Genomic DNA, 25,710 nt, shown 5'->3' with positions numbered 1-25,710 from the left:
GTGCCCGTGCCGCCTCACGCCGCCCCCGTGCCGTCCCGCGTCCGCGCAGTACCGCCCCGCGCTCGTGCCCGTCCCGCGTCCGCGCAGGTCCACCCCGTGGCCCGTGCCCGTTCCGCGTCGGCGCAGGTCCACCCCCGCCCGTGCCCGTTCCGCGCTGCCTCGTCTCGGTCTGTCTCGTGCCAGTCTGTTCGGGGTGCTGCGGTTCGTCGGACTTGTCCCGGCAAGGCGGGTGACGGGGTGGCTGGGTCAATGGGGTGGGTGGGTGGCTGGGGTTGTGCGGGTGAAGGCCTCGAGAGCCGCGGCCGGGTCGTCGGCGAAGTAGCGGACGGTCCGGACCTCGCAGGTGGCGCCGAGGGGGCGGACCGCGGTGACCGGGGTGGTCAGTTCCAGCAGGAGGTTTGCCTGTGAGGACACCGCGACCGTCAGCACGTCGCCCTCGACGCGGATCGTGCCCTTCTCGGCGTACCCGCGGATTCGGCGGGCCGTGGCGACGTTCGTGCGGGGGATGCGCAGGTCGAAGAAGGCGCCGGAGCGGATGCGGATCTCGTCGGTCGAGATGACGTGTGGGCGGGTGACGCAGGAGGCGATGATGGCGAGGGCCAGCAGGATCGAGTAGCCGTCGAGCACGATCAGCACGGTGCGGACGGCGGTGGGGGCGCCGACGGAGCGGAGGACGATGTCGACGACGAGCAGTTCGACGGCCATGGCGCCGAGGAAGACGATCAGGGCGGGGGCCTGCGCGCCGAAGTACGGCACGGGCACGGCGCCGGGTGGGACGCCGTGGCGGCGGCGGGTGAGCCACAGGGCCAGGCTCAGCATGCCTTTCGCGTCGAAGCCCATGATCCGGCGGACCTGGACGGGGACGAGGTCCTCGTAGGCGGTGCGGGCCGCGCGGCGGCGGTCGAGGCCGCGGCGGCGGGCGGCGCGGAACAGGCGCAGGACGGCGACGGCCTCCAGGACGAGGACCGCGAGCACGAGCGTCTCCACGGCCGCCACCAGGAGCCGGGGCAGCGGGGTGCCGGACACCAGCAGCACCACGAGCAGCAGCTCGGCGGGGACGGTGGCGAAGAGGGCGGCGCGGGCGAGTCGCAGCATCACGGGCGCTCCCGCAGCACGAGCAGCAGCCGGCGGAAGACCTCGGCCTGTGCGGGGGACATCTCCTGCGTCATCGTCTGCATCCAGCGGTCGGTGCCGGGGCCGGTCGCGGTCATCGCCGCGGCCATGCCCTCCGGGAGGTGGGCGGCGAGGTCGGTGGCGAGGGCGGCGACCCGGGGGTCGGCAGGGTCGGCGGCGGCGAGGTCGTCCAGCCGGGCGTACAGGGCCTGGCCGCGGGACAGCGCGCCGGGCTCGGTGAGCGGGCGCAGGAGGTCCGCGAAGCCGGCCCGGGCGGCCTCGTCGGCGCCGGTGTCGACGAGCGCGAGCAGCTCACGGTCCAGCGCGCCGAACGGGGAGTCGCCGGTGGGCAGGTCGCGCAGCACCGCGGCCAGGTCCGGTGACACGGTCGAGTCCGGGTTGAGGTCGGGGCGGGCCAGGAGCGTGGCGAGCCGGTCGCGCCGGGCGGCGATGGCGGCCTGCTGGCGGGCCAGGTCCGCGTCGAGGTCCAGCAGCACCTCCCGCAGTTCGCGGCCCTGGTCGTCGGCGAGCACGTCGCGGATCTCGTCGAGGGACAGGCCGAGCTCGGCGAGGCGGCGCACGCGGGCGAGGACGACGGCGTCGCGCAGCCGGTACTCCCGGTAGCCGTTGACGAGCCTTTCCGGCTCGGGCAGCAGGCCCAGGTGGTGGTAGTGGCGCACGGTGCGGGTGGACACCCCGACCAGCGCGGCGAGCTCACCGATCCGCATGGGTCCAGTAGAAACGTTGACGTAGCGGCAAGGTCAAGGGTACCCCGCTGACATTGACAGCCGTCAGCAACAGAGGTTACCGTCACGCCTGAGGAATGCGCTTTCCTAAGGTGTGCACACCCCGACAGCGGCCACCGCCCGGCCGCTGGCACGCCGGAGGGCGCACGGACCCGCCGCCGTCCCCTGCGGTCCCGCCACCCTGCCCGGTGCGCGCGGCCGCGGTCCTTCGTGGCAAGAGAGGTCCGCAATGGACACACGATCGCCCTCCCGCCGCCGCAGGTGGTGGTCCGCCGGTGCCGCCGTGGCGCTGGCCGCCGCCGGCGCCGTCGTCTTCGCCCAGACGGCGAACGCCGTCACCGCCTTCAGCGCCGACTTCGAGGACGGCAGCATCAGCGGCTGGTCGAAGTCGGGCGGCACCTGGGCCGTCACCACCGACGGCTCGCGCGTGGCGAACCAGGCCAACACCGGCAGCGAGAACGCCCGGCTGTTCAACGCCGCCAACTCCCTCACCGACTACACCGTCCAGGCAAGGGTGAAGCCGCTGAACCTGGGCTCCGCCGGTTTCGCCGCGCTGCTCGCCCGGGCCGGCAGCGCGACGAAGTACTACCGGCTGGCGCTGCTGCCCGGCAACCGCGTCCAGTTGCAGGCCGTCAACGGCGGCACCGTCACCGTCCTCGGCAGCGTGTCGCGCACGGTGGCGACCGGCACCTGGTACACCCTGGCGATCGAGGTCAGCGGCAGCACGGTGCGCGGCACCGTCGACGGCGCGACCGTCGCCACCGCGACCAGCACGGTCTCGGCGGCCGGCCGGATCGGCCTGCAGACGTCCTACGCGGCCGCCTCCTTCGACGACGTCAGCGTCACCACCGGCGGAAGCGGCCCAACGAGCCCGAGCCCGACAAAAAACAGCCCGACACCGACACCGACAGCATCACCGACCGGGACACCTGGTAACAGCGCCGGGCTCACCGGGTTCGCCACCCTCACCGGCTACGGCCGCGCCGGCACCAACGGCGGCAGCGGCGGGCCCACCGTCACCGTCACCACCTACGCGCAGCTCGCCGCGGCCGTCGCCGACGACGCCCCGCGGATCGTGCGGGTCTCCGGCACCATCACCGGCGCGGGCGCCGACATGCTCGACGTCGGCTCCAACAAGACCATCATCGGCGTCGGCGCCACGGCCACGATCAGCGGCTTCGGCTTCGACGTCAACGGCTGGGGGCCCGACGAGGTCGCCTGGGGCGGTGACCTCTGCGACCCGGCGGAGAAGGACAGCTTCACCCACGTGCAGAACGTCATCATCCGCAACCTGACGTTCCGTTCCTCCGCCGACGACTCGGTCAACGTGCAGTGCTACTCCCACCACGTGTGGGTCGACCACAACACGTTCTACCCGGCCTACGACGGCTCCGTCGACGTGAAGCGCGGCTCGGACCTGGTGACGGTGTCGTACAACCGGTTCGCCGGCACCGACAAGTCGATGCTGCTCGGCCACTCCGACGGCAACGGCGCCCAGGACACCGGGTACCTCCACGTCACCTACCACCACAACTGGCTGGACGGCTCCAACACCCGCCACCCGCGGGTCCGCTTCGGCTACGCCCACGTCTACGCCAACTACGTCAACGTCACCGACTACTTCCTCGGCCTCGGCGTCGGCGGCCAGATCTACGCCGAGAGCAACTACGTCAAGGGCGCCAAGACCATCACCCAGGACTTCGGCGACACCCGCCTGACGTGGACGGCGAGCAACTTCTACGACCCCGCCACCATCACCCGGGCGAACAGCAGCGGCAACACGCAGAGCGACTGGCTGCGGGCCGACGGTTCGGTCCCGCCGCCGCCGTACAGCGTCGCGACGGGCTCGGCGTCGGCCACCCCACCGGCCGCCGGCGCCGGCGTGGCAGGCGCGGACACCATCCCGTAAAACCGTAAACCGGGGTCCGTACCGTCTGAAGCATGAACGACATCCTGGTGCTCGGCGGCGCCGGGGTCGACACGGTCGTGTCCGTGCCGAGCCTGCCGCTGCCGTTCGCCGACAGCTACCTGGTGCCGGCGATCCGGACCCGGGCCGGGCAGACCGGCGACGGCGTCGCCCTCGGCCTGCACGCGCTCGGGCTGCGCGTCGCCCACCTCGACGTGCTCGGCGACGACCCCGAGGGTGTGCTCGTCCGTGACCTGCACGAGCGGCACGGGGTGCCGTTCACCGCGGTGCCGACACCGGCCGGCACGAAGCGGGCGGTGAACCTCGTCGACCCGTCCGGGCGGCGGCTGTCGCTGTACGACGGCAGCCGCCAGGACGACACCGCCCGCTTCCCGGAGCCGCTGCTGCGGGACCTCGCCGGCGCGGCCCGGCACGTGCACGTGTCGATCACCGACCCGTGCCAGCATGCCGTCGGGGTCCTCGCCGGGCTGCCGGTGACCGTGTCGACGGACCTGCACGACTGGGACGGCGGGAACGCCTACCACGAGCAGTTCGCGCGCGGCGCCGACCTGGTGTTCATGTCCGCGGCGGCGCTGCCGGACGTGCCGGCCACGCTGCGCCGCGTCCTGGCGATGGGCCGCCCCCGCATCGCGGTCGCCACCGCCGGCGCCGCCGGGGCGTACCTGCTCACCCGCGACGCGCCCGGCGTGCTGCACGTGCCGGTCGCCGCGCTGCCCGCGCCGGCGGTGGACTCCAACGGCGCCGGCGACGCGTTCGTCTCCGGCTTCCTCTTCGGCTTCCTGGCGGGCGAGCCCGCGCCCACCTGCGCCCGGCTCGGCACCGTCGCCGGGGCGCACGCGTGCACCGTGCCCAGCACCCGCGTCGACCCGATCGGCCGCGAGGACCTGCTACTGCGCGCCTGACGGGCCGGCCGTGGCGGGCTTGACAGCGTGCGAGCACCCGACTTCGATGAGCGGACAGAGCGGGGGGAGGGCGGCGGTGGAGCTCGGCGTCGACCTCGGCACGTCCAGCACCGTCGCGTTCCTGCGCCGCGGCGGCGGCCCGCCCGAGCCGGTCCTCTTCGACGGCGCGCCGCTGCTGCCATCCGCGGTCTACGCCGACGACAACGGCGCGCTGCTCGTCGGCCGCGACGCCGTGTACGCCGCCCGCGCCCGCCCGGAACGTTTCGAAGGCAACCCGAAACGCCGCATCGACGACGGCACCGTCCTGCTCGGCGCCGAGGTGAGCGTCGAGGCGCTGCTCGGCGCGCTGCTGCGCCGGGTCGTGACCGAGGCGCAGCGCATCGGCGGCACGGCCGTCACCGGCGCCACCGTCTGCCACCCCGCGGCGTGGGGTCCCGGCCGGCGGGCCACGCTGCTGCGGGCGGCCGCCGGGGCCGGGCTCGACACCTCCGCCGGGGCGGTGCGGCTGGTGCCCGAGCCGGTCGCGGCCGCGGCGTTCCACCTGCGCCGGCACGGTCCCGGTCCAGCCGATCTCCTGGTGTACGACCTGGGCGCCGGCACGTTCGACGTCGCCGTCGTGCGCCACGCCCCGCCGGCCGCCGGTGGCTCCGGCGGCGGGCGGATGGAGGTCCTGTGCAGCGCCGGGCTCGACGAGACCGGCGGGCAGGACGTCGACGCCGCGATCGTCGACCTGCTGCGCCGCCGGTCCGGCGCCCCCGAGCTGTGGGCGCGGCTGGACAACCCCGTCACCGTCGCCGACCGGGCCGCCCGCCGGCAGCTGTGGGACGACGTGCGCAACGCCAAGGAGATGCTGTCCCGGACGAGCTCGGCGCTGCTGTACCTGCCGCTGCTGGACACCGACCAGATCGTCACCCGCGAGGAGCTGGAGGCGCTCGCGGCGCCGCTCATCCAGCGGACCGTCACCGCGGTCGCCGCCACCCTCGCCGACTGCCCGGTGCCGCTGCGCCCCCTCGGCGCCGTCATCCTCGTCGGCGGGGCGAGCCGGATGCCGCTGGTCGCGACGATGCTGCACCGGGCCCTCGGCCTGGCACCGACGATCATCGACCAGCCGGAGCTGGTGGTCGCCGCCGGCAGCATCGACCCCATGGTGACCGGACTCGCGCCCGCCGGGCCGGACGGGCCGCCGGCCGGCCCGCAGGGTGGGCAGCGGCCGATCGGCTGGACCGGTCCGGTGCCGATCTCCGGCGGTGGCGAGACGTCCGGTGCCGTGCCGGCCTCCCCGCCCGCGCCGCATTTCCCGCCTGTGCCGCAGTCCCCGCCCGTGCCGCAGTTTCAACCTGCGCCGCAGTTCCCGCCCGCGGCACCGCCCGCCTGGCGGCCCCCAGCGCCGCAACACCAGCCCCCGCCGCAGCAGCCCCCGCCGCAACACCAGCCCCCGCAGCAGCAGCCTCAGCCCCCGCAGCCCCAGCCGCCGCAGCAGTTCCCGGCGCCGCAGTGGCAGCGCCCGTATCAGCCCCAGCCACAACCCCAGCAGCCGGCGCAACAGTGGCAGCAGCCGCATCAGCCCCCGCTGCCGCAACCCCAGCAGCCGCCGCAGTGGCAGCAGCCGGCACACTGGCCGCAGCCCGCGCAGCGGCCGGTCGGGCCGGCGGGCTGGGTACCGCCGCCGAACGAGGACCGCGCCGCGCTCAGCAACGTCGAACTGCTCGAGTTCGTCACCCCGGGACGGCAGGGCGTGACGCTGCGCGGTGTGCTGGGCGACGGCTACGACGTGGTCGAGCACGTGTTCCCCACCGACGCCGACGGCCGGCTGCTGGTCTTCGCCGACACCCTCGCGCTGGCCAGGTACGCGGCCACGGACGCCGCCGACCGGCTCGTCGCGACGCCGCCGTGGCAGGTGCGCAACGACGGCGCCGACGACCTGCGCTTCGACCTGGAGCTGCTGGTCGAGCACCTGAGCGGCCCGCCGCAGCGGTGGCTGCCGAGCTTCGTCTGCCGCTGCCGGGACCTGTGCGCGCAACTGGTCGTCTACCTGGACCTGGACGGCGTCGAGGACCTGCTCGGCGAGCACACCACCATCGACCAGGTCGACGACGTGCTGCGCCGGCACCTGCACGACGCCACCGCCGGCCGCGCCGCCCAGCGTCGCCTCGCGCGCATCGACCAGGCGCAGCTGGTGGAGGACTGGACCGACCTCGTCGCGCTCATCGAAGCGAACACGGTCACCGTGCCGTAACTGTCAAGGCCTTTCGAAAGCTTCCGAAAATGGTTCCCGGGGTGGGAACCGGCGGTTATCAACAGAGCGCACCAGATCCGTCGAAGTCTATCGACGGCGCTCCCGCCACCGCCGCCCAGGAGGCACGTGAAGCATGCGCACAGACGCCTCGCAGGCCGCGCCGAACGGTGGCAACGGATACGTCGCCCTGACCTACGACGACGGCCCGGACCCGTCGACCACCGGCGCGCTGCTGGCCGCGCTGCGGTCCGCCGGCGTGCGGGCCACGTTCTTCAACATCGGCCGGCGGGCGCAGGCGAACCCGTCGCTCGTGCGCGCCCAGCAGTCGGCCGGCATGTGGATCGGCAACCACAGCTGGACCCATCCGCACCTCACCCAGCTCGGCACCGCCCAGATCACGGCCGAGCTGACGCAGACCCAGGAGGCCCTCCAGCAGGCCACCGGCACCGCGCCGAGACTGTTCCGCCCCCCGTACGGCGAGACCGACGCGAACCTGCGAGCCATGGAGTCGCAGCTCGGCCTCACCGAGGTCCTGTGGAGCGTCGACTCGCAGGACTGGAACGGCGCGAGCACCGCCCAGATCGTGCGGGCCGCGTCGAACCTGCAGGCCGGCGGCGTGCTCCTGATGCACGACGGCTATCGGACGACCATCGACGCGATCCCGCAGATCGTCGCGAACCTCACCAGCCGCGGCCTGCACCCGGGCATGATCTCGCCCGCCACCGGCCGGGCCGTCGCCCCCGACGGCCGCCGGCCGCCCGGCACCCAGACCGCCGTACCCCCTGACGAAACGGAGCACGGATGAGATTCCGGAGACTGATCAACGCGAGTGTCCTGGCCGTTGTCGCGGTCGGCTCGCTGAGCACCGTGGCCGCGTCCGCGCACGACGCGCGGCCGCCGAAGCCGCAGGACCAGAGCCTGCGGGCCCTCGCCGCCAAGCACGGGCTGTACTTCGGCACCGCGGTCGACCCGGCCGCCTACGCCGCCGACCCGACGTACAAGACGACGGTCGACACGCAGTTCTCGACCGTCACCGCCGAGAACGCGATGAAGTGGGAGAGCCTCGAGCCGACCCGCGGCACGTACAACTGGGCCCCGGCCGACGCGCTCATCGACACCGCCATGCGCAACCGGCAGCTGGTGCGCGGTCACGTGCTGGTCTGGCACAGCCAGCTGCCGGGCTGGCTCAACGACGGCATCAACGACGGCTCCATCGACGGGCCGCAGCTGCGGGCCCTGCTCAAGAAGCACATCACCGACGTGGTGACCCACTTCAAGGGCCGGATCTGGCAGTGGGACGTGGTGAACGAGGCGGTCAGCGACCCGTGGGAGACGCCCAGCGCCATCCACCTCGGCGGTAACGCCGGGTCGTTCAAGCAGAAGTTCGCCGACCTGCTCGGCCCCGGGTACCTCGCCGACGCGTTCCGCACCGCGCGTGCCGCCGACCCGAAGGCGCTGCTGTTCTACAACGACTACAACGTCGAGGCGTTCGGCGACGGCGGCGCCGGCGACAAGACCCAGTTCGTCTACAACATGATCAAGCAGCTGCGGGCGGACGGTGTGCCGATCGACGGCTTCGGCAGCCAGGGGCACCTTGCGACGCAGTACGGCAACTACGACGTCTTCCAGGTCGCCGACGCGTTGCAGCGCTTCAGCGACCTGGGTCTCGCGGTCGCCCTCACCGAGGTCGACGCGCGCAGCCTGATGAAGAACGCCGACGACCCGACCCTCGCCGCGAACGGCGCCGACGTCAACGCCCGGGACCAGGCGGCGGCGTACAACTACCACGTGCTGCTGCAGGCGTGCCTGCTGAACCGGCACTGCCTGTCGTTCACGGTGTGGGGCTTCACCGACAAGTACTCGTGGATCCCGAACTGGTTCAAGAACCCGCCGGAGGGTTCCGGCTGCCTGTGGGACGCCGCGTACAACCCGAAGAAGTCGCTGCGCACCGTGCAGGGCGACCTGGCCGCGGCCGGCCCGCCCCTCGTCGACAAGCGCATCCCGCAGGCGCCGCGGCAGCTGCCGCGACGCTGACACCGAGCCCCCTGTCCGGCAGCGCGGCGGCGGTGCCGGACAGGGTTCGGAGAGCGCTCTCTCAAGTTTGTCTTAGGCTTTGATGAAGTCGCCGTCCTCAGGTTGACGATGCCGAAGCGCATCGGCGAGCTTGAGCGCATGACGCCCCACCCGACCGCCCCACCGCCCGCTCACCGGGCCGCCCGCCGGCGCCCGCGCCGCCGCACCCTCGCGATCATCGTGTCGACCGCGGTCGTGGCCGCGCTCGGCGTGCTCGGGCTCACCAACGCCCTCGCGGCCACCGCCGGCCCGATCACCGGCATCGCCGGCAAGTGCGTCGACGTCGCCGGCGCCAACGCCGCAAACGGCACCGCCGTGCAGCTGTGGACGTGCAACGGCACCGGCGCGCAGCAGTGGACCGTCGAGTCCGACGGCAGCGTCCGCGCGCTCGGCAAGTGCCTCGACGTGACCGGGGCCTCCACCGCCGACGGGGCGAAGATCCAGCTGTACGCCTGCAACGGCACCGGCGCGCAGCGGTGGACGGCGAGCGCCGGCCGCCTCGTCAACCCGAGCTCCGGCAAGTGCCTCGACGCGAGCGGCAACAGCTCCGCCAACGGCACCCGGCTGCAGATCTGGGCGTGCACCGGCGGCGCCAACCAGGCCTGGAAGCTGCCCGGCGGCACTGCGCCGTCCTCGTCGCCGGCCTCGTCCTCCTCGCCCGCTCCCTCCTCGCCCGCTCCCTCGGTGCCGGGCGCGAAGAAGAAGGGCGTCAGCACCTGGGCGTTCACCGGGCTGTCCTCGGCCGTCACCAACGTCGGCGCCGGCTGGTACTACAACTGGTCGCCCAGCAACGACAGCATGCCCGCCGGCGCGGAGTTCGTACCGATGATCTGGGGCGCCGCCTCGGTCACCGACGCGACCCTGGCCAAGGCGAAGAGCGAGGGCACCGTGCTGCTCGGCTTCAACGAGCCGGACCTGGCCGGCCAGGCCAACATGAGCGTCGAGCAGGCGCTGAGCCTGTGGCCGCGGCTCGAGGCGACCGGCATGCGGCTGGGCAGCCCGGCCGTCGCGTACGGCGGGAACACCCCCGGTGGGTGGCTCGACCGGTTCATGACCGGTGCCCGGCAGCAGCAGCGGCGGGTCGACTTCATCACCCTGCACTGGTACGGCTCCGACTTCAGCGCCGCCGCGGCCGGCCAGTTCGCCGGCTACCTCAAGGCCGTCCACGACCGGTACAACCTGCCGATCTGGGTCACCGAGTACGGCCTGATGAACTTCACCGGCACGCCGAAGTACCCGACCACCGCGCAGATCACCGCGTTCATCACCGCGACCACGACGTCCATGCAGGCCACGTCGTGGATCGAGCGCTACGCCTGGTTCTCGCTGCCGGCCGTCGGGGACTCCCTGCCGTACGGGCTGTACAAGGACGGCACGACGCCGACGCCCGCCGGTGAGGCGTACCGCGCCGCCGGCTGACCGGCCCTGACGGCGCTCACCGGTCCATGACGGTGAGCGCCGTCTCCAGGGCCTGATCGGCCGTGGTGCGCACGTGCGGCACCACCCCGGTGCCCTCCCAGTTCCCGCCGGTGACGGTGTCCACGACGTACGCCCGCGGCACGTGCGCCAGGACGGTCGGGGCGAGCCGGACCGGCAGGACGTGATCGGCCGCTCCCGGCGTCGGCTCGCCCACCACCAGGACCCGGTCGCGGGCCTTCAAGTGATATGCCAGCGCCTCACCCGAGGAGAACGTGGCGGCGCTGACCAGGACGCACGTCTCCTCCAGCAGTGCGCTGCCGCGCGGCCGGTCGGGCGTCCACCACTGCCGGCGCCCGTGCTGGTCGACCACCTCGGACAGCTGGACCGCCTCGTCCCCGAGGAGCCACCCGGCGATCAGCGCGACCGTCGCCGGGTCACCGCCGCCGTTGGCGCGCAGGTCGAGGATGAGGCGGTCGGCGCCGCGGGCGAGGGTGAACGCGGCGTCGACGTACGGCTGGGCCAGACCCACCTCGTCCAGGCCGTCGATCCGGATCAGGGCGGTGCCGTCGGGGAGCCGGCGCGACTGCGACACCGACGCGGCGCGGGCCCGCACGGCCGCCGGGTCCTGCCGCGGCCACTGCCCGGCCTCGCTGTCCGGCGGGGCGGTGCCGCCCGGTTCGTAGATCAGCGCCACGTGCCGGGACACCCGCCAGGCGGCGCGTTCGATCTCCGCGCACAGCTCGGCGGTCACCGGCCGGTCGTCGTTGCGGAACCAGGCCAGCTCAGCGGTGAGCGCGGCCCAACGGTCGCCGGCGGGCATGAGCCGGTCGAGCCAGCCCGTGAGCCGGACGGTGACGTCACGGACGGTGGTCATGATCTGACCGTAGATCAGGACCACCGCGCGGGGGTGACCCGAGCCCTACGCCGTCGGCGAACCCGAACGGGTGGTCCCGGAAAATCTGGTACGCCGGAACTAGATTTTCGTGGCGATGGGGCGTAGCGTTTCAGGGGTCAAGAGAGACAGCAAACCATGCTGACGCAGCCGCCCCCTCCGAGGGCGAAGGGACAGAGCCGCGCGACTGGCTGCGACTCCGTTCGGCAAGGATAGTGAGAAGTGACGAGAGGAAGGGGAGGGTTCACACCGTTGGATCGCCCGCCGTGGATCGTGCAACGAGGTCCGGCGAGCACCGCAGTGTCCATCGAACGAGAGGTGGTCTTCGGTCTGATAGATGCGATCCCTGCTGATGGCGCCGCAACTCGCGCCAGATGTGGACATGACAATCCGGCATTCATGCTGGTAGATGGTGTTTAGACCCAAAACCCTGGGCCCCGGTGCACAAGCGCCGGGGCCCTCGACGTGGAGGTGACGTGGCACAACAGGACCACCCGCTGGACGACGATGACTTTCCCGCCTACACCATGGGCCGCGCCGCGGCCATCATCGGCGTCTCGCACGATTTCCTTCGCCGGCTCGGTGAGCTGAAACTGATCACCCCGCTGCGCTCGCCCGGCGGGCACCGGCGGTATTCCAAGTACCAGCTGCGGCTGGCGATCCGGGCCCGGGAGCTGTGCGACCGCGGCACCCCCCTCGAGGCGGCCTGCCGCATCATCATCCTCGAGGACCAGCTCGAAGAGGCGCTGCGCATCAACCGGGAGCGCCTGACGGAGATCGACTAAGGTCGACCGCATGCGTGTGCTGTTCGTGTCCGCGCCGCTGCTCGGCCACGTGTTGCCGCTCGTCCCGCTCGCCGAGGCCTTCCGTCGGGCGGGGCACGAGGTCCTCGTCGCCACCGCGGCCGACGCGCTCACCGCCGGCCGGGCCCTGAAACTGCCCGTCAGCGACGTGGCGCCCGGCTTCTCCTTCGGCCGGACGGCGCGGCGGATGATGCTGCGCCACCCGTTGACCGCCCGTGCCGAACTGGCCGGCACCGCCGGCACGCGCGGCGTGGCCCTGCTGTTCGGCGCCGTCAACGAGCGGCTCGTCGACGGCGTCGCGTCGCTCACCGACCGGTTCCGGCCGGACCTGGTCGTGTACGAACCCCTCGCGGTCGCCGGCGCGGTCGTCGCCGCCAGGCGCGGCATCCCCGCGGTCCGCCACGAGAACAACCTCTTCGACGGCGCCGTCCTCGCCGCCGTGACCGCCGGGCCGGCGCTGCGCCGGCACCGCGTCGAGGCCCTGCCCGAGCCGGTCACCGCCGTGCAGATCGCGCCGCCGGAGCTGGTCGGGGAGCGCGGCGGCACACCGATGCGGCACCTGCCGGCCACGGTCGGCAAGCTGTCCGAGCCGTTCCCCGGCCCGGCGGGGCGGCCACGGATCGTGGTGTCCCGCAGCACCGTCGACGGGCCCGGCAGCGGCGGCCTCATGCGCGCGGTCGTCGCCGTCGCCGCCGACGTGCCCGCCGACATCCTGCTCGTCCGGCCGGAGCCGGGACTGCCCGCCCGCCTGCCCGGCAACGTGTTCACCACCGGCTGGGTGCCCCTCGACGCGCTCATGCCGACGCTCGCCGCCGTCGTGCACCACGGCGGCGCCGGCACCGTCCTCGGCGCGCTCGCCGCCGGCATCCCGCAGCTCGTCGTCCCCGGCCCCGGCGACCGCCGGCACAACGCCGGCGTCGTGGAGCGCTCCGGCGCCGGCTGGGCGATGTCCGCCGCGGCGATCACCGCCGACCAGCTGCACCGGCTGCTGTCCGACTACGGGCTGCGGACGACCGCCGGCAGGTTCCGCACCAGCATCGCCGCCCGGCCCCACCCCGACGAGGTCGCGGCGCTGCTGACCGCATAGGCGTCCCCGCGGTCGCGGTGGCCGCATGGATGGGAGGCGGTCGATCGGCCCGCGGCGTACGCTGCGGTCGTGCACCGGCTGGCCATCGACCTCGGCACCTCGAACACGGTCGCGGTGCTGCGCGGCGACGACGGCCAGGTCCGGCCGGTGCTGTTCGACGGCCGGGAGCAGCTGTCCTCGGCGGTCCACGCCGGCGCCGGCGGGGTCCTGGTCGCCGGCCTCGACGCGGAACGCCTGGCACGCGCCGACCCGGCCGCGTTCGAACCCAACCCGAAACGGCGGATCGACGACGGCACCGTGCTGCTCGGCCCGCACGCCGTCGCCGTGACCGACGCCCTCGCCACGGTGCTCGCCGCGGTCGCTGCCCGCGTCCCCAGGACACCGCCCACGGGTGCTGCGGTGCCGTCCGCGGTTGCTGCGGTGCCGCCCGAGAGTGCTGCGATGCCGGTCGCGGGGTCCGTGACGCCGTCCGCGGGGGCTGCGGTGCCGGCCGCGGGCGTTGTGGTGCCGGTCGCGGGCTCCGTGACGCCGTCCGCGGATGCTGGGGCGGCGGGCCAGGGCTCCGTGGTGCTGACCGTGCCGGCCGGGTGGGGTGCGCCGCGGCGGGAGGTGCTTGCCTGCGCCGCCTCGCGGGCCGGGCTTGGCGCGGTGGAGTTCGTCAGCGAACCCGTCGCGGCCGCCGCGTACTTCACCGCGACGCGCCCACGGGAGCTGCCACCGGGCGCGGCGCTGCTGGTCGTCGACCTAGGCGCCGGCACCGCCGACCTCGCCGTCGTCCGCGACGGGCAGGTGATCGCGCAGGGCGGCCTGGACGTCGGCGGCCTCGACGTCGACGCGGCCCTGGTCGGCGTCCTCGGCGACGTGGTGTCCGCGACCGAGCCCGACGTGTGGCAGCGCCTGTCCGCACCGGTGACCGCCGCGGACCGCCGGGACCGGCTCCTGCTGTGGCAGGAGGTCAGGGCCGCCAAGGAGAGCCTGTCACGGCTCAGCGTCGCGCCGGTGCACGTGCCGGGCTGCCGCTCCGACCCGCACCTGACCCGCGAGGAACTCGAGGCCGCGGCCGCACCGCTGCTGGCGCCGATCGCCGACCTCGCCGCCACCCTGACCGCCGCCGCCCTGACCGACCGCCGACCCGACTCTCTGGCCGACCGCCTGGCCGACGTCCGATCCGACCCGCTGGCCGATTCCCTGGCCGACCGCCTGGCCGACGTCCGATCCGATCCGCTTGCCGATTCCCTGGCCGACCGCCTGGCCGACGTCCGATCCGACCCGCTGGCAGACTCCCCGGGCGACCGTCTGACCGACCGCCGTCTCGCCCACCGACCCGGCCCGCTGGGCGACTCGGCGGGCGACCGCGTGGGCGACCGCCGGCCAGGCCGCAGCGCCGCCCCGCCAGTCGCCGACCCCGCCCTCCCCGCCGCGCCCGCCGGGGAGCTCGCCGCGGTCTTCCTGGTCGGCGGTGGCAGCCGGCTGCCGCTGCTGGCCCGGCTCCTGCACGCCCGCCTCGGCGTCGCACCCACCACCGTCGAACGCCCCGAGACCGTCGTCGCCGAAGGTGCCCTGCACGCCATGGCGGCCACCGCTCCGGACGTCAAGCCCGCCGCCGGACCCGCACCCGCACCTGCTGCGCCGGTCGCGCCGCCGCGCACTCCGCTGCGGCGGCGGTGGCGCAGCCCTGCAACGGTCCTGCTGGTGCTGCTCTGCTTCGCGCTGCCGTTCGCGACCGTCTCCTGTGGGCTCCCGGACGGTTACGGCCGGGCGCAGCCGGGTGGGACGAGCGAGTACACCGGGTTCGACCTCGCGTCCGGCGGCGCCCCGGCCGTCCGGAAGGACCAGCTGCGCCCACCCGACCAGTGGCGCCCCGACCGGCTCGCCCCGCAACCGGCGTACGTCGCCGCGCTGCTCCTGCTCGCCGCGGCCCTCGCCGCCACCGCCCTCGGCCGGGACCGTCGCCGCCGGGCCGTGACCGCCGCCCTCGCCGCCCTGGCCGTGCTCGTGCTCGCCGCCGGACAGGCGCTCGTCACCGACCGGCTCGCCGCCGCCGTCCTCGAGCAGAGCCGGATGCCCGAGGGCAGGACCGCCGACGACATGGTCGGCACCGGCCCCGGCTTCTGGCTGGCGGTCATCCTGCTGACCCTGCTCACCACCGCGAACCTCGCCGCGAGCCACACCGCGAACCCCGCCGGACGGCGGCAGGCGCCCGTCAGAGGCCGCCGAACGGGTGGATGAGGCGGTTCATCCGCCGCTGTGACCGGACCTGCTCCAGGTAGCCCTCCCACGACGCGGACCACGCCGGGCCGAACGCCGCGATGAGCTCGCCGACCCGCTGCAGCTGCCGGCTCGACGCGCGGGTCACCCACCGCAGCACCGGCGCGGACAGGACCGGACGCAGACCACGGCTCTCGGCGTTGTGCATCAGGTGGTACGCGATGACCGCGTGCCGCTCGTCGCCGGCCTTGCGCAGCAGGTCGCTGAGCAGCGCGACGTAGTGCTCGACGATGCCCGGGTGCCGGCGCAGCACCGCGAGCAGCTCCCGCGGCGGCGCGCTGCGGGCCAGGGCCGCGACCACGGCGGCGGCCCGCAGCCGGACCAGGCGCGCCGGCAGTTCCTCGATCTCGTGCAGCAGCGCGATGGTCGGGCCCGGCCCGCCGGCGGGTCCGGCGGTCAGCCGTTGCACCACGGTGCGCAGGACCCGGTCGTCGGCGAGCAACTGGAACAGCAGGCGGTGCCGGGGCACGAGGCGGGCGTCGACGAGCAGGTGGCCGACCTCCAGGTCCTCGTCGGTCAGGGGCGCGTCGCCGACGAGCCGGCCGACGAGACCGTCCAGGGCCGCCGGTGGCAGCACGACCCCTTCCGGCGCGAGACGCTTGACCAGGCGCAGCTCGTCGGCGGTCGGCGGGGTGAGCCCCCACAGCGCCGCGGCCGTCCACATGAAATGGTCCGGGTTGCGCCCCGCCTCAGTCAGCTGCCGCTCGACGAACTCGGCGCGGTCCTCGCTGTGCAGGACGGCCCCGGCCAGGACCGCCTCGGCGAGCGGCGGCTCCAGGGAGTCGACCCGCGGCAGCAGCCACTGCCACCAGCCGGCGCCGACGTCGCGCCGCCGCCCCGGGACGGCCTTGACCCGGCGGGTCAGCTCGTCGACGAGCGCCTGCGCGAGGCGGTCGCCGCACGGCCAGCGGTCCGGGTCGTAGCCGGCGTCCGGGTGGTCGGCCCAGAACTCGACGAGGTCGCGTCCCCGGTCGGCGAGGTCCGACGGCTGGACGGCCATGCCGTAGCGGGCCGCGACCCGCAGCAGCGCCTCGTACCCGGTGGGTGCCGGCCCGGCGTTGAGAGCGGCCAGCACGACCCGACGGGCGGTGCTCGCGTCCCCGGCGGTCCATTCGCCGGCGGGCAGGGCGGGCGGCACGCGGTCGCGGACCTCGGCGCCCAGCGCGGCGGCGTCGGTCTCGCCGCGGATGAGCGCCAGCCGGACCGCGGCCGCCCGGCCGGGGATGAGCTCGTCGCAGCCGGCCGCGTCGAGCAGCTCGAGGACCGGCAGCGGCCACGCCCGGACCGACCCGGCGAAGGTCGCGGCGATCGGCCCGGCGTACCTGTCGCGCAGATCCGCGGGCCCGGTCCGCAGCCACCCGGCGACCGCCTCGGCGTGGCGCTGGTCCGGCTCCCGGCCCAGGACGGCGGCCAGGCCGAGCGCGGCGGCGGCCTCCGGCGGCTCCAGCCCGCAGGCCACGGCGACGTCGAGGGCGTCGACCACGTCCTTCGGGTCGTGCTCGAGGAACAGCCCGACCCACCGCAGGGCGTGCGCGGTCGGGGTCGTGTCGGTGAACGCGCCGGTCGGCAGGTCGAACACGGTGTAGCCGGCGTGCTCGGCCGCGTCGGCGGTGAGGTCGGCGGCGTCGTCGGGGTGCACGCCGACGACCGGGACGCCCGCCGTGGCCGGGTCACCGGCGAAGATCTTGAAACCGAGGGCGAGCGCCCGTGCGCGGGGCAGCAGCAGCGTGCCGGCGACCAGCCACTCGACGATCCGCGGGACCTCCGCGCCGACGAGGACCACCTGGGTGTCGCCCGGCAGGTCGGCCCGTTCCAGCGCCGACACCAGCGCCAGCAGCATCGCGGCGCCGCCCGGCTGGGTCAGCACGCACTCGCGGATCAGGGACGGGGTCAGCGTGGTCGTCATGGCTTCGCGTGTCACGGGGTCGCCCGGGGTACCGGCGGCGGCCCAGAACGGGGCGCCGAACAGTTGCGCCGGGCGCAGCGACCCGTAGCCGGCGGGGTCGCTGGTGACGATGCCGTGGGTGACGTGGCTGCCCTTGCCGGCGTCCCGCCCGACCGTGGTCGCGTAGGAGCCGTCGGCCACGAGGTGCCCGAACGAGGCCGGGTGGGGCCCGCCGGGGGCCGGCGCCGGCGGCTCGTACAGCAGGAACGTGCGCACGACCGGCGGCGCCGCGGCTCGCGGGGGGCGGCTCCCGGTACGGATGCGGGTCTCGAGCCGGGGCGTACCCGTGGCCGCGGGCCGTTCATGACGCGCGTCGTCGCCCATGCCGTCGCTCCCATCCCTGGCCGGACCGTCCCAAGACTCTCTGACGGACCGGTCCGTCAGAGCGCCTCGCGGCACGGCCCCGATGGGGGGGCGGGGGAGGGGCTAGCGGTCCTCGATGATGGCAAGGACCGCGACCATGATGCGGGAGATCCTGTCCTGATCCCGCAGGATCCGCCCGACGTGCTCACCGGCGGCGTCGCTCAGCTGCGCCGCGCCGTCCATGGCCGGTACGGCGCCGTCGCCGAACGCGACGTTGATGACCTCGGCGACCACGGTGCGCGGGTCCTCACCGGCGAGCAGCCGGGTCCGCATCGCGGTCATCGCCAGGTGCGCCAGCTCCCGCATGTACATGTCGTCGCGCTCGCCGGCGTCGACCAGGCTCAGGGCCGGGGTGATCGCGCCGTCGCCGGGGTTGTCCAGCGCGAACCGGGGCACCGGCACGTGCTTGTGGCCGAGCGGGCCTTCGACGTACCGCTCGTACCATTCCCGCTTCGCCCGCATGACCCGCAGCACCGTCTCGATGTCGTGGCGGACGTCGCCACCGGCGGCCGGGTCCCAGTCGCCGGTGAACCGGCAGCGCAGGGCCGTCCAGCTGTCGACCGGCCAGACCTGCGAGCCGGCGGTGGCCGGGTTGCCGACCCAGTTGAGCATCTGCACGGCGAGGTGGACCAGCCAGCGGTCGCCGCCGAGCCCGTCGACGAGCCATTTCGGGGCGCGGGGCCGCTGCAGGGCGCCGATCTCACCGCGGCGGCGGCGGTGCCCGTTGACGGTCGCGGAGTTGATCAGCCCGCAGATCCAGGCGTCGAGGTTGTCGATGGGGGCCGTCGCGCGGCGCACCACGTCGTGGACGACGGCCTCGACGTCGTCGTGGAAGCGGTCCAGGCAGTCGTCGGCGAGGTGCCGCACGGAGACGGCGCACGCCGGGTGGCCGCGGCGCCGTTCCAGGCCCTGGGTCAGCCCGGTGTAGACGACCGGGTACACGACGGAGTAGGTGCCGCCGGTCAGCCGCAGCCGCTGCGGCTCGTCGGCGTCGGCGACGGTCGTCGCGAGCGTCCCGAGCCTGGCCAGGCTGCGGACCTCGTCGGCGGCCGTCGGACTGCGTCGAGGCATGACGATTCCCTTTCAACACTTTTCGAGGCTGCGTGACGCGGGGTACGTCGGGCATGGATGATGCTTCGAATCGCCTTGTTGAACGCTCATGCCAGTCTGTCAGTGCAGCATCCAAAGGGAACGGCACTATCCGGCGAATTGCGCCTCGATCAGACTGAGGTGGATCGACTTTCCGGGTTGAGTCTCCCGTCGATCCGGTACGGGGACGGTGGCGATTCGCCGTCCACCGCTTGTGAACGAACGACCCTGTCCGGACGGGCGGAGGCGTTCACCGGCTCCCGACGCCGGGTCGTGACGGGCCCGCGGGTCGGTCCGGTCGCGTCGCGCGAGCGCATGATCTGGCACGTCAGTGGCCAATGTATGGCCAGTTCCCGGCCCCACCGGGTGGATTCCATTCAATCCATAGGCTTCAATAGATTCGTCTTCCGTTCGACGGCGGGACGGCTGGGTCATGGGTGGCCTGGCGACATATTCGAGAAGTGTCCGGCGATGTCCGTTCTGCCAGGTGCCGCGCCCACCGTCCGTCAGGAACCGCCGGGCCGTGCGTCCACGCCCCGTGGTCCGAGCGTGGAGGTCGACGTCATGCGCAGTCCCACCCGGCCGGACAGTCCAGCCGCCGCTGGACGGCGGCTTCGGTCGACGCTCGCCGGTCCGGGCGCGGGTCTGGGAGCATAGGGTCATGGCCACTCCGCCCACGGACCCGCCGGCTGACCGGATCACCGAGCTGCTGCACCGGGAGCTGCGCACCGCGCGGTCGGCCGCGATGGACGAGGGGACCAGCCCCGACGAGATCACCGCGGACCTGACCGAGCGGGTCCGCAGGCTGCGCCGCCTCAATGACGCCGGTTGGCGGCCCGGGGCCGGGGCGCCGGACGACGAGCCGCGCGACGCCGGCGACGACCCCACCCATCCGCCGGTGCCGGACCCCGCCGCGTCCTGACGGCACCCTGACCGCCTCCTGACCGGTGCCGACCCGGCCGGCCGTCGCATGGCACCCCGCCGCACCCCCGTGGACCCGGCGGCCGGGGTTCCCAGCGAATTCAGAGCAACGTCCGCCGGCCCGCGCCGGGCGCGGCCGCCGGCCCGTCCCCGTCCGGGAGCACCGGTCCTGACCTGCGACGACGTGCGCCGCGCCGGCCCTGGAAGGGCCCGGCGCGCGCGGCAAGTTGATCAGGATTTTGCGGTGGAGCACTACACTCCCACATGAATTTCCGGTGCAACCGTCGGCTCGTGTCGTCAGAGGCTCCGCAGATCTGCGACCCTTTTCGCGGCAGTCGGCATGTTCATGGCGGCCTTTTGCAAAGTCCGGCGCGATCCGGACCGTATTTACAGCCGCGGGGGTCCCCCGCACAGTGAGTTGGAGGAGTTCGTGGGAGTCAGCCTCAGCAAGGGCGGCAACGTCAGCCTCACCAAGCAGGCGCCTGGTCTGACGGCCGTCACCGTCGGTCTGGGATGGGATGTCCGGACCACGACCGGGGCCGAGTTCGACCTGGATGCCAGCGCGATCATCTGCGGCGAGTCGGGCAAGGCGATCTCAGACCAGCACTTCGTGTTCTTCAACAACCTGACGTCGCCGGACGGCACGGTCAAGCACCTCGGTGACAACACGACCGGTGAGGGCGAGGGCGACGACGAGCAGGTCAACGTCGACCTGGCGGCCACCGCCGCCGACGTGACCAAGATCGCCTTCCTCGTGTCGATCTACGACGCCGAGGCTCGCAGCCAGTCCTTCGGGCAGGTCTCCAACGCCTACATCCGGGTCGTCGACCAGGCCTCCGGCGCGGAGCTCACGCGCTACGACCTGTCGGAGGACGCGTCGACCGAGACCGCCATGGTGTTCGGCGAGCTCTACCGCAACGGCGGCGAGTGGAAGTTCCGCGCCGTCGGCCAGGGCTACGCCTCCGGTCTCGCCGGCATCGCCCGCGACTTCGGCATCAACGTCTGAAACACACTGTTCATCATTCGGTGCGGTGACGCTTCGTACTCGCCGTGTTGACTGATGTGTCCGGACACGGTCCGGTTTATTACACGAATATGTTTCACGTTTGTTTGCTCAGTACCATCGCCGCGGGTCGCCCTTCCACACGGAGGACGGCCCGCGGTCCCATATTCGCCGAAAAACTACCAGCCGCAACCGCGGCCTTACGCAGACAGTCGGAGGGTGTGTCGAGGCCAGCCAGAACACCTTCGTGATCACCGCCTTCGCGATGCCCATCAAGTTGATCACCGTCTATCTGGTGAACCGGGGCACACTGGCGGAGTCCGAGTTCCTCGAACAGGCCCGGACGGCGCTCGGCCCAGCCGGGCGCCGTCCGACGTCAACGCGGTGGTGACACCGATCCCGCAGCACGCCGTTCCCCGCCCGGGTCAGAGAAGAAAGGACACCGAGTGCGCTACTTCTCCCATCTGGTCGGGATGCCCGTCGACGCGCTGTTCCACCGGCTGCCGACGGAGTTCTCCCAGGAAAGCCCGGCCGAGACCCTCGCCATGGCACTCGGCGCGACGCTCTACTCGCCGGCCGTGCGGCCACGGCTGGCCGAGGACATCGTGCGCTGCCACGCCGAGGGCGTGATGAGCATGGTCGGCTGCCTGGAGGACTCGATCCGCGACAGCGAGGTCGAGGAGGCCGAGCTCAACCTGGCCGACCAGCTGCGCCGCCTGGCGCGGATGGAGGTGGGCGGCCCGCTGGTCTTCGTGCGGGTCCGCAACACCGACCAGATCTACCGGCTCGCCGACCGGCTCGGCGACGACCTGCGGATCCTCAGCGGGTTCGTGCTGCCGAAGTTCCGGCCCGACGAGTCCGGCCAGGCCGGGCTGAAGGCGGTCCGGGAGGTCGCCGATGGCAGCGACCTGCCCCTGTATGCGATGCCGGTGCTCGAGACGCCGGAGATCGCCTACGCGGAGACCCGGCTGCCGACGCTGCTCGCCGTTCGTGACATGCTCGACAGCAACCGCGACCGGGTCCTGGCAGTCAGGGTCGGCGCGACCGATCTGAGCAGCATCTATGCCCTGCGCAGGACAGCGGAACTGACCGCGTGGGACGTGAACGTGGTGGCCGGCATCCTGACCGACATCGTCAACGTGCTGGCCCGCCGGGGCGGCAAGGGGTATGAGGTGACGGGTCCGGTGTGGGAGTACTTCTCCGGCGGGGAGCGGGTGCTGAAACCCCAGCTGCGGGTCACGCCGTTCGAGGACCACGATCCCATGCTGCGCGCCAAACTGGTCCGCCAGTCCCTCGACGGCCTGATCCGCGAGATCGTGCTCGACAAGGCCAACGGCATGGTCGGCAAGACGGTCATCCACCCCAGCCACGCGGCGGCCGTACACGCGCTGAGCGTCGTCAGCCACGAGGAGTACTGCGACGCCAACGCGATCGTCGAGGACTACGCGGGCGACGGCGGCGGTGGCGTCCTGCGCAGCGTCTACATGAACAAGATGAACGAGGTGCGGCCGCACCTGTCGTGGGCGGAGCGGACCCTGGTGCGCGCCGAGATCTTCGGGGTGGCCGCCGAGGGCCTCGGGTTCGTGGACTTCCTCGACGCCTCCGTCAACAGGGAGCACGTCGCGTGACGGAAGTGATCTGGTCGGGCAGTTGGGTCACCGGGCGGCTCGGTGTACGGCTCGTCGACGCGGACGGCGCAGCCGAACCCCCTCGGGTGGCCGACCTCGCCGGGCTCGCGGTGCGCCGCAACCCGCGCCGCGCGCACCTGGTGGTGTCGCCGGTCCTCGGCAAGCACGTGCCGGCCGACCCGCGCGTCATCTACGCCGGCGGCCGGCTGCTCGGCCTGCGGGCCGGGACGGTCCTGGGCGCCGAGGACCCCGGCGACGACTGGGACACCGTGGACTTCCAGGAGATCAAGGTGCCGGGCGGCGCACCCCTCGTGCTCGGCTACGCCGAGACGGCCACGTCGCTCGGGCACGTCGTCGCCGACAGCTTCGCCGACGCCGACTACCTGCACTCGACCCGCCGTGCCGTGCCCGGCGTGGCGCTGCTCGGCCGCTTCGACGAGGCGCACAGCCACGCCACCGAGCATCTGCTGCTGCCGGCCGACCCGGCCTGGCTGGACCGCGACGGCCCGCTGGTCCTCGTCGACGACGAACTGACCACCGGGCGCACCGTGCAGGCGACGATCCGTGAGCTGCACGCGATCCGGCCCCGCGAGCGGTACGTCGTGGCCGCCCTGCTCGACCTGCGCACGGCCGCGGACCGGCCCGGGTTCGCCGCGCTCGGCGAGGAGCTCGGGACCCGGATCGACGTGGTGTCCCTCGCCGCCGGGGAGGTCGAGCTGCCCCCGGACGTCCTGGAACGCAGCCGCGACCTGGTGGCGTCGCTGGACGTACCGGAGACTCCAGGCACCCCCGGGCCGGCGCCGGTGACCAGGATCGACGCGGACTGGCCCGCGGGGCTGCCGGAGGGTGGCCGCCACGGGTTCGCCGCGACCCACCGCGCCGCGCTGCTGGAGACCGCCGACCGGCTCGCCGCCCAGGTCGCCGAGGGGCTCCCCGGCGACGCGCGGGTGCTGGTGCTGGGCAGCGAGGAGCTCATGTACGCGCCGCTGCTGCTGGCCCGCGGCCTCGCCCGGCTGCGGCCGGGAGTGGTCCGGTGCTCCTCCACGACCAGGTCGCCGGTGCTGCCGGTGGACGATCCCGGCTACGCCATCCGCACCAGGCTGACCTTCCCGGCGCACGACGGGGTCGACACGGACACGCCGCGCTACGCGTACAACGTGACCGGCTTCGAGCACATCGTGCTGGTCGTCGACCGGACCGGCGGTGCTCCCGCCCTCTGGGAGGACAGGGGCCTGGTGGCGGCGCTGCGTGGAGTCTGCCAAGGTGTCACGGTCGTGGTCATCCCGGACCTCCGGCCGGCTGTCACCCCAGCAACGGAACCGCAGGAAGGTAACCGGTGAACGTCGAACCCCCCTCGCCGCTGCACGGCCCGGCGTTCTCCTCCTACGCCGCGGCGGAGGTGAGCTGGCTGCTCACCGACCTGTCGCACGTCGCCCTGGAGGCGCCGGCGGAGCAGCGCGAGGCGATGATGCAGGCGAAGGCCGGTCACTACGCCGAGTCGCTGCCGATCGAGTACCAGCCGACGGCGGAGTACCTCGAGCTGTTCCACGAGGCCCTCGCCGCGTCGGCGGAGCGGGTCGCGCACGCCGTCGGTGTCGTCACCGAGCTGGTCATGGCCGCCCGCGGCGGCGATCCCGTGCTGGTGTCCCTGGCCCGCGCCGGGACCCCCGTCGGGATCCTGATGCGCCGGTGGGCGCAGTTCGCGCACGGCGTGCAGCCGCCGCACTACGCGGTGTCGATCGTGCGCGGCCGCGGCATCGACATCGAGGCGATGCGGTATCTTGCCCGCCACCACGACCCGGCGCAGGTCATGTTCGTCGACGGCTGGACCGGCAAGGGCGCGATCTGCCGCGAGCTGGCCGAGGCCGTGACGCTCCTGGCGGAGACCGGCGGGCCCGTGTTCGACCCGCAGCTCGCGGTGCTCGCCGACCCCGGTGGCTGCACCGGCGTCTTCGGCACCCGCGACGACTTCCTCATCCCGTCGGCCTGCCTCAACTCGACGGTGTCGGGCCTGGTGTCGCGCACGGTGCTCAACGACCGGTACATCGGCCCCGGCCAGTTCCACGGCGCGAAGTTCTACAAGGAGCTCGCCCCCGGCGACGTGTCGGAGCTGTTCCTCGACGCGGTCGAGGCGTGTTTCCCGGCGGTCGCCGCCCGGGTCGCCGCCGACTGGCCGGTCCTCGCGGCCACCGACCGCACCCCCGACTGGAGCGGCTGGAAGATCGCCGTCCGGCTCGCCGCGCAGTACGGCCTCGACGACGTCAACCTGCTCAAGCCGGGCGTGGGCGAGACCACGCGGGTGCTGCTGCGGCGCAGCCCGTGGCGGGTGCTGATCCGCCCCGACGCCCGGGGCGACCTCGGCCACATCCTGCTGCTGGCGAAGGACACCGGCGTGCCCGTCGACGAGATCGACGACCTGCCGTACGCGTGCGTCGGCCTGATCCGCCCCCGCGGGGGTGCCCAGTGACGACCGTGGTCGCCACGGACCTCGACGGGACCGTGATCTTCTCCGAGAAGGCGATGTCGCACGGGCCGGTCCGGCCGGCCGACGAGGACCTGGTGCCGGTCGACGTCGACGGCGAGCGGATCTACGCGTACATGACGACCCGGGTCGTGCGGCAGTGGACGGGCCTCGCCGATGCCGGCGTCGTCGTCCCCGCGACGACCCGGTCGGTGGAGCAGTACCAGCGGCTGCGGCTGCCCGGGCAGCGCCCGCCGTCCGCGGTGGTCTGCAACGGCGCCCGGCTGCTCGTCGGCGACGAGTCCGACGCCGGGTGGGAGCGGCACGTCCGGCGGCGCCTCGCCGACGGCGGCGCGTCCTTCGACACCGTGTGGCAGGAGGCGCAGCGCTGGCGGGAGCAGCGCGGCTTCGACGCCGTGCGCGCGGTGGAGGACTTCTTCATCTACCTCACCGTCGTGCGGCGGGAGCCGTGGCTGGTGGCCTTCGCCGAGGAGGCCGCCGAGTGGGGACGGATCAACGGCTGGCGGGTCTCGCTACAGGGCAGGAAGCTGTATCTTCTGCCCACCGGCCTGGACAAGGCCGCCGCGGTGGCGCATGCCGCCGAGCGGCTGGGCGCGGACCGGGTCGTCGCCGGCGGGGACTCCCTGCTGGACGCCGACATGCTCCGGGCGGCGCACGCGGCGATCCGACCGGCGCACGGAGAGCTGCACCTGACCGGCTTCACCTCGCCGCACTGCCTGACCACGGCCTCCGCGGGTGCGGCGGCCGGCGACGAGATTCTCGACTGGTACGTGGCGCAGACCGGCGACGGTCGGCCTTGACGGACATCTGACA

General features: G+C 73.6%; 21 protein-coding genes. 16 read left to right on the top strand and 5 right to left on the bottom strand.

The annotated features are described in order from the left end of the window. Positions 1–246: 246 nt before the first annotated feature. Positions 247–1,098: a hypothetical protein gene (locus AB0K00_RS40920; RefSeq protein WP_363532655.1), complete on the bottom strand. Its 852-nt coding sequence runs from the start codon at positions 1,096–1,098 to the stop codon at positions 247–249. Beyond that, positions 1,095–1,841, bottom strand: a complete 747-nt coding sequence (locus AB0K00_RS40915) for a MerR family transcriptional regulator (protein WP_363532652.1) — start codon at positions 1,839–1,841, stop codon at positions 1,095–1,097. The genes AB0K00_RS40920 and AB0K00_RS40915 overlap by 4 nt, the downstream gene beginning before the upstream one ends. A 247-nt stretch (positions 1,842–2,088) precedes the next feature. Between AB0K00_RS40915 and AB0K00_RS40910 the strand changes: the two genes are divergently transcribed. The 6 genes from AB0K00_RS40910 (at position 2,089) to AB0K00_RS40885 (ending at position 10,416) form a co-directional block, all read left to right on the top strand. After that, entirely contained in the window at positions 2,089–3,768 is a 1,680-nt protein-coding gene (locus AB0K00_RS40910; protein ID WP_363532649.1) for a family 16 glycoside hydrolase, read from the top strand. Between the two features lie 32 nt (positions 3,769–3,800). Further along, complete coding sequence (locus tag AB0K00_RS40905; RefSeq protein ID WP_363532646.1) at positions 3,801–4,688, top strand: PfkB family carbohydrate kinase; 888 nt, start codon at positions 3,801–3,803, stop codon at positions 4,686–4,688. 76 nt (positions 4,689–4,764) lie between these two features. Continuing rightward, on the top strand, positions 4,765–6,924 hold the full coding sequence (locus AB0K00_RS40900) for an Hsp70 family protein (RefSeq protein WP_363532643.1): 2,160 nt from the start codon (positions 4,765–4,767) through the stop codon (positions 6,922–6,924). A 133-nt stretch (positions 6,925–7,057) separates the two neighbouring features. Beyond that, the gene (locus tag AB0K00_RS40895; protein ID WP_363532640.1) at positions 7,058–7,729 is read left to right on the top strand and encodes a polysaccharide deacetylase family protein; all 672 of its coding nucleotides are present in this window, start codon (positions 7,058–7,060) and stop codon (positions 7,727–7,729) included. Continuing rightward, on the top strand, positions 7,726–8,958 hold the full coding sequence (locus AB0K00_RS40890) for an endo-1,4-beta-xylanase (RefSeq protein ID WP_363532638.1): 1,233 nt from the start codon (positions 7,726–7,728) through the stop codon (positions 8,956–8,958). Before AB0K00_RS40895 ends, AB0K00_RS40890 begins: the two co-directional genes overlap by 4 nt. A gap of 108 nt (positions 8,959–9,066) precedes the next feature. Next, complete coding sequence (locus AB0K00_RS40885; RefSeq protein ID WP_363532635.1) at positions 9,067–10,416, top strand: glycosyl hydrolase; 1,350 nt, start codon at positions 9,067–9,069, stop codon at positions 10,414–10,416. 16 nt (positions 10,417–10,432) lie between these two features. Here AB0K00_RS40885 and AB0K00_RS40880 read toward each other — a convergent pair whose 3' ends face one another. Next, positions 10,433–11,290 carry a S41 family peptidase gene (locus AB0K00_RS40880; protein WP_363532632.1) on the bottom strand — a complete coding sequence of 286 codons (858 nt, stop codon included), beginning with the start codon at positions 11,288–11,290 and terminating at the stop codon, positions 10,433–10,435. 545 nt (positions 11,291–11,835) lie between these two features. Here AB0K00_RS40880 and AB0K00_RS40875 point away from each other — a divergent pair. The 3 genes from AB0K00_RS40875 to AB0K00_RS40865 all read left to right on the top strand — a co-directional run bounded on the left by AB0K00_RS40875 (position 11,836) and on the right by AB0K00_RS40865 (position 15,427). Continuing rightward, the gene (locus AB0K00_RS40875; RefSeq protein ID WP_363532660.1) at positions 11,836–12,093 is read left to right on the top strand and encodes a MerR family transcriptional regulator; all 258 of its coding nucleotides are present in this window, start codon (positions 11,836–11,838) and stop codon (positions 12,091–12,093) included. 10 nt (positions 12,094–12,103) lie between these two features. Further along, positions 12,104–13,198, top strand: coding sequence for a nucleotide disphospho-sugar-binding domain-containing protein (locus tag AB0K00_RS40870; protein ID WP_363532630.1), 1,095 nt, complete (start codon positions 12,104–12,106; stop codon positions 13,196–13,198). Between the two features lie 69 nt (positions 13,199–13,267). Next, the gene (locus AB0K00_RS40865) at positions 13,268–15,427 is read left to right on the top strand and encodes a rod shape-determining protein (RefSeq protein ID WP_363532627.1); all 2,160 of its coding nucleotides are present in this window, start codon (positions 13,268–13,270) and stop codon (positions 15,425–15,427) included. Here AB0K00_RS40865 and AB0K00_RS40860 read toward each other — a convergent pair. Together AB0K00_RS40860 and AB0K00_RS40855 are read right to left on the bottom strand one after the other, a co-directional pair. After that, complete coding sequence (locus AB0K00_RS40860; RefSeq protein ID WP_363532624.1) at positions 15,402–17,735, bottom strand: GTPase-associated protein 1-related protein; 2,334 nt, start codon at positions 17,733–17,735, stop codon at positions 15,402–15,404. The genes AB0K00_RS40865 and AB0K00_RS40860 overlap by 26 nt on opposite strands. 102 nt (positions 17,736–17,837) lie before the next feature. After that, on the bottom strand, positions 17,838–18,845 hold the full coding sequence (locus AB0K00_RS40855; RefSeq protein WP_363532622.1) for a hypothetical protein: 1,008 nt from the start codon (positions 18,843–18,845) through the stop codon (positions 17,838–17,840). Positions 18,846–19,524: 679 nt separating this feature from the next. On the opposite strand from AB0K00_RS40855, the gene AB0K00_RS40850 reads away from it, so the two are divergent. The 7 genes from AB0K00_RS40850 (at position 19,525) to AB0K00_RS40820 (ending at position 25,697) form a co-directional block, all read left to right on the top strand. Continuing rightward, entirely contained in the window at positions 19,525–19,785 is a 261-nt protein-coding gene (locus tag AB0K00_RS40850; protein WP_363532619.1) for a hypothetical protein, read from the top strand. Positions 19,786–20,214: 429 nt separating this feature from the next. After that, positions 20,215–20,790, top strand: a complete 576-nt coding sequence (locus AB0K00_RS40845; RefSeq protein ID WP_363532616.1) for a TerD family protein — start codon at positions 20,215–20,217, stop codon at positions 20,788–20,790. Positions 20,791–21,034: 244 nt separating this feature from the next. Further along, positions 21,035–21,178, top strand: coding sequence for a hypothetical protein (locus tag AB0K00_RS40840; protein ID WP_363532613.1), 144 nt, complete (start codon positions 21,035–21,037; stop codon positions 21,176–21,178). 55 nt (positions 21,179–21,233) lie between these two features. Next, the gene (locus AB0K00_RS40835) at positions 21,234–22,415 is read left to right on the top strand and encodes an HpcH/HpaI aldolase/citrate lyase family protein (protein WP_363532610.1); all 1,182 of its coding nucleotides are present in this window, start codon (positions 21,234–21,236) and stop codon (positions 22,413–22,415) included. Further along, the gene (locus tag AB0K00_RS40830) at positions 22,412–23,755 is read left to right on the top strand and encodes a phosphoribosyltransferase family protein (RefSeq protein WP_363532608.1); all 1,344 of its coding nucleotides are present in this window, start codon (positions 22,412–22,414) and stop codon (positions 23,753–23,755) included. Before AB0K00_RS40835 ends, AB0K00_RS40830 begins: the two co-directional genes overlap by 4 nt. Further along, the gene (locus tag AB0K00_RS40825) at positions 23,752–24,882 is read left to right on the top strand and encodes a cysteine protease StiP family protein (RefSeq protein WP_363532605.1); all 1,131 of its coding nucleotides are present in this window, start codon (positions 23,752–23,754) and stop codon (positions 24,880–24,882) included. The genes AB0K00_RS40830 and AB0K00_RS40825 overlap by 4 nt, the downstream gene beginning before the upstream one ends. After that, positions 24,879–25,697 carry a hypothetical protein gene (locus tag AB0K00_RS40820; RefSeq protein ID WP_363532603.1) on the top strand — a complete coding sequence of 273 codons (819 nt, stop codon included), beginning with the start codon at positions 24,879–24,881 and terminating at the stop codon, positions 25,695–25,697. Before AB0K00_RS40825 ends, AB0K00_RS40820 begins: the two co-directional genes overlap by 4 nt. The last annotated feature ends 13 nt before the right edge of the window (positions 25,698–25,710 follow it).

Origin of the sequence: Dactylosporangium sp. NPDC049525 (genome assembly GCF_040676755.1) — a bacterium.
Lineage (GTDB): Bacteria > Actinomycetota > Actinomycetes > Mycobacteriales > Micromonosporaceae > Dactylosporangium.
This window is presented reverse-complemented; position numbering and strand designations above follow the sequence as displayed.

What these genes read in the sequence shown, in the direction of transcription:
- AB0K00_RS40915 (WP_363532652.1), bottom strand. Translation starts at nt 1,841, where the DNA reads ATGCGGATCGGTGAGCTCGCCGCGCTGGTCGGGGTGTCCACCCGCACC.
- AB0K00_RS40910 (WP_363532649.1), top strand. Translation starts at nt 2,089, where the DNA reads ATGGACACACGATCGCCCTCCCGCCGCCGCAGGTGGTGGTCCGCCGGT.
- AB0K00_RS40905 (WP_363532646.1), top strand. Translation starts at nt 3,801, where the DNA reads ATGAACGACATCCTGGTGCTCGGCGGCGCCGGGGTCGACACGGTCGTG.
- AB0K00_RS40895 (WP_363532640.1), top strand. Translation starts at nt 7,058, where the DNA reads ATGCGCACAGACGCCTCGCAGGCCGCGCCGAACGGTGGCAACGGATAC.
- AB0K00_RS40890 (WP_363532638.1), top strand. Translation starts at nt 7,726, where the DNA reads ATGAGATTCCGGAGACTGATCAACGCGAGTGTCCTGGCCGTTGTCGCG.
- AB0K00_RS40885 (WP_363532635.1), top strand. Translation starts at nt 9,067, where the DNA reads ATGCCGAAGCGCATCGGCGAGCTTGAGCGCATGACGCCCCACCCGACC.
- AB0K00_RS40880 (WP_363532632.1), bottom strand. Translation starts at nt 11,290, where the DNA reads ATGACCACCGTCCGTGACGTCACCGTCCGGCTCACGGGCTGGCTCGAC.
- AB0K00_RS40875 (WP_363532660.1), top strand. Translation starts at nt 11,836, where the DNA reads ATGGGCCGCGCCGCGGCCATCATCGGCGTCTCGCACGATTTCCTTCGC.
- AB0K00_RS40870 (WP_363532630.1), top strand. Translation starts at nt 12,104, where the DNA reads ATGCGTGTGCTGTTCGTGTCCGCGCCGCTGCTCGGCCACGTGTTGCCG.
- AB0K00_RS40860 (WP_363532624.1), bottom strand. Translation starts at nt 17,735, where the DNA reads ATGGGCGACGACGCGCGTCATGAACGGCCCGCGGCCACGGGTACGCCC.
- AB0K00_RS40855 (WP_363532622.1), bottom strand. Translation starts at nt 18,845, where the DNA reads ATGCCTCGACGCAGTCCGACGGCCGCCGACGAGGTCCGCAGCCTGGCC.
- AB0K00_RS40850 (WP_363532619.1), top strand. Translation starts at nt 19,525, where the DNA reads ATGGCCACTCCGCCCACGGACCCGCCGGCTGACCGGATCACCGAGCTG.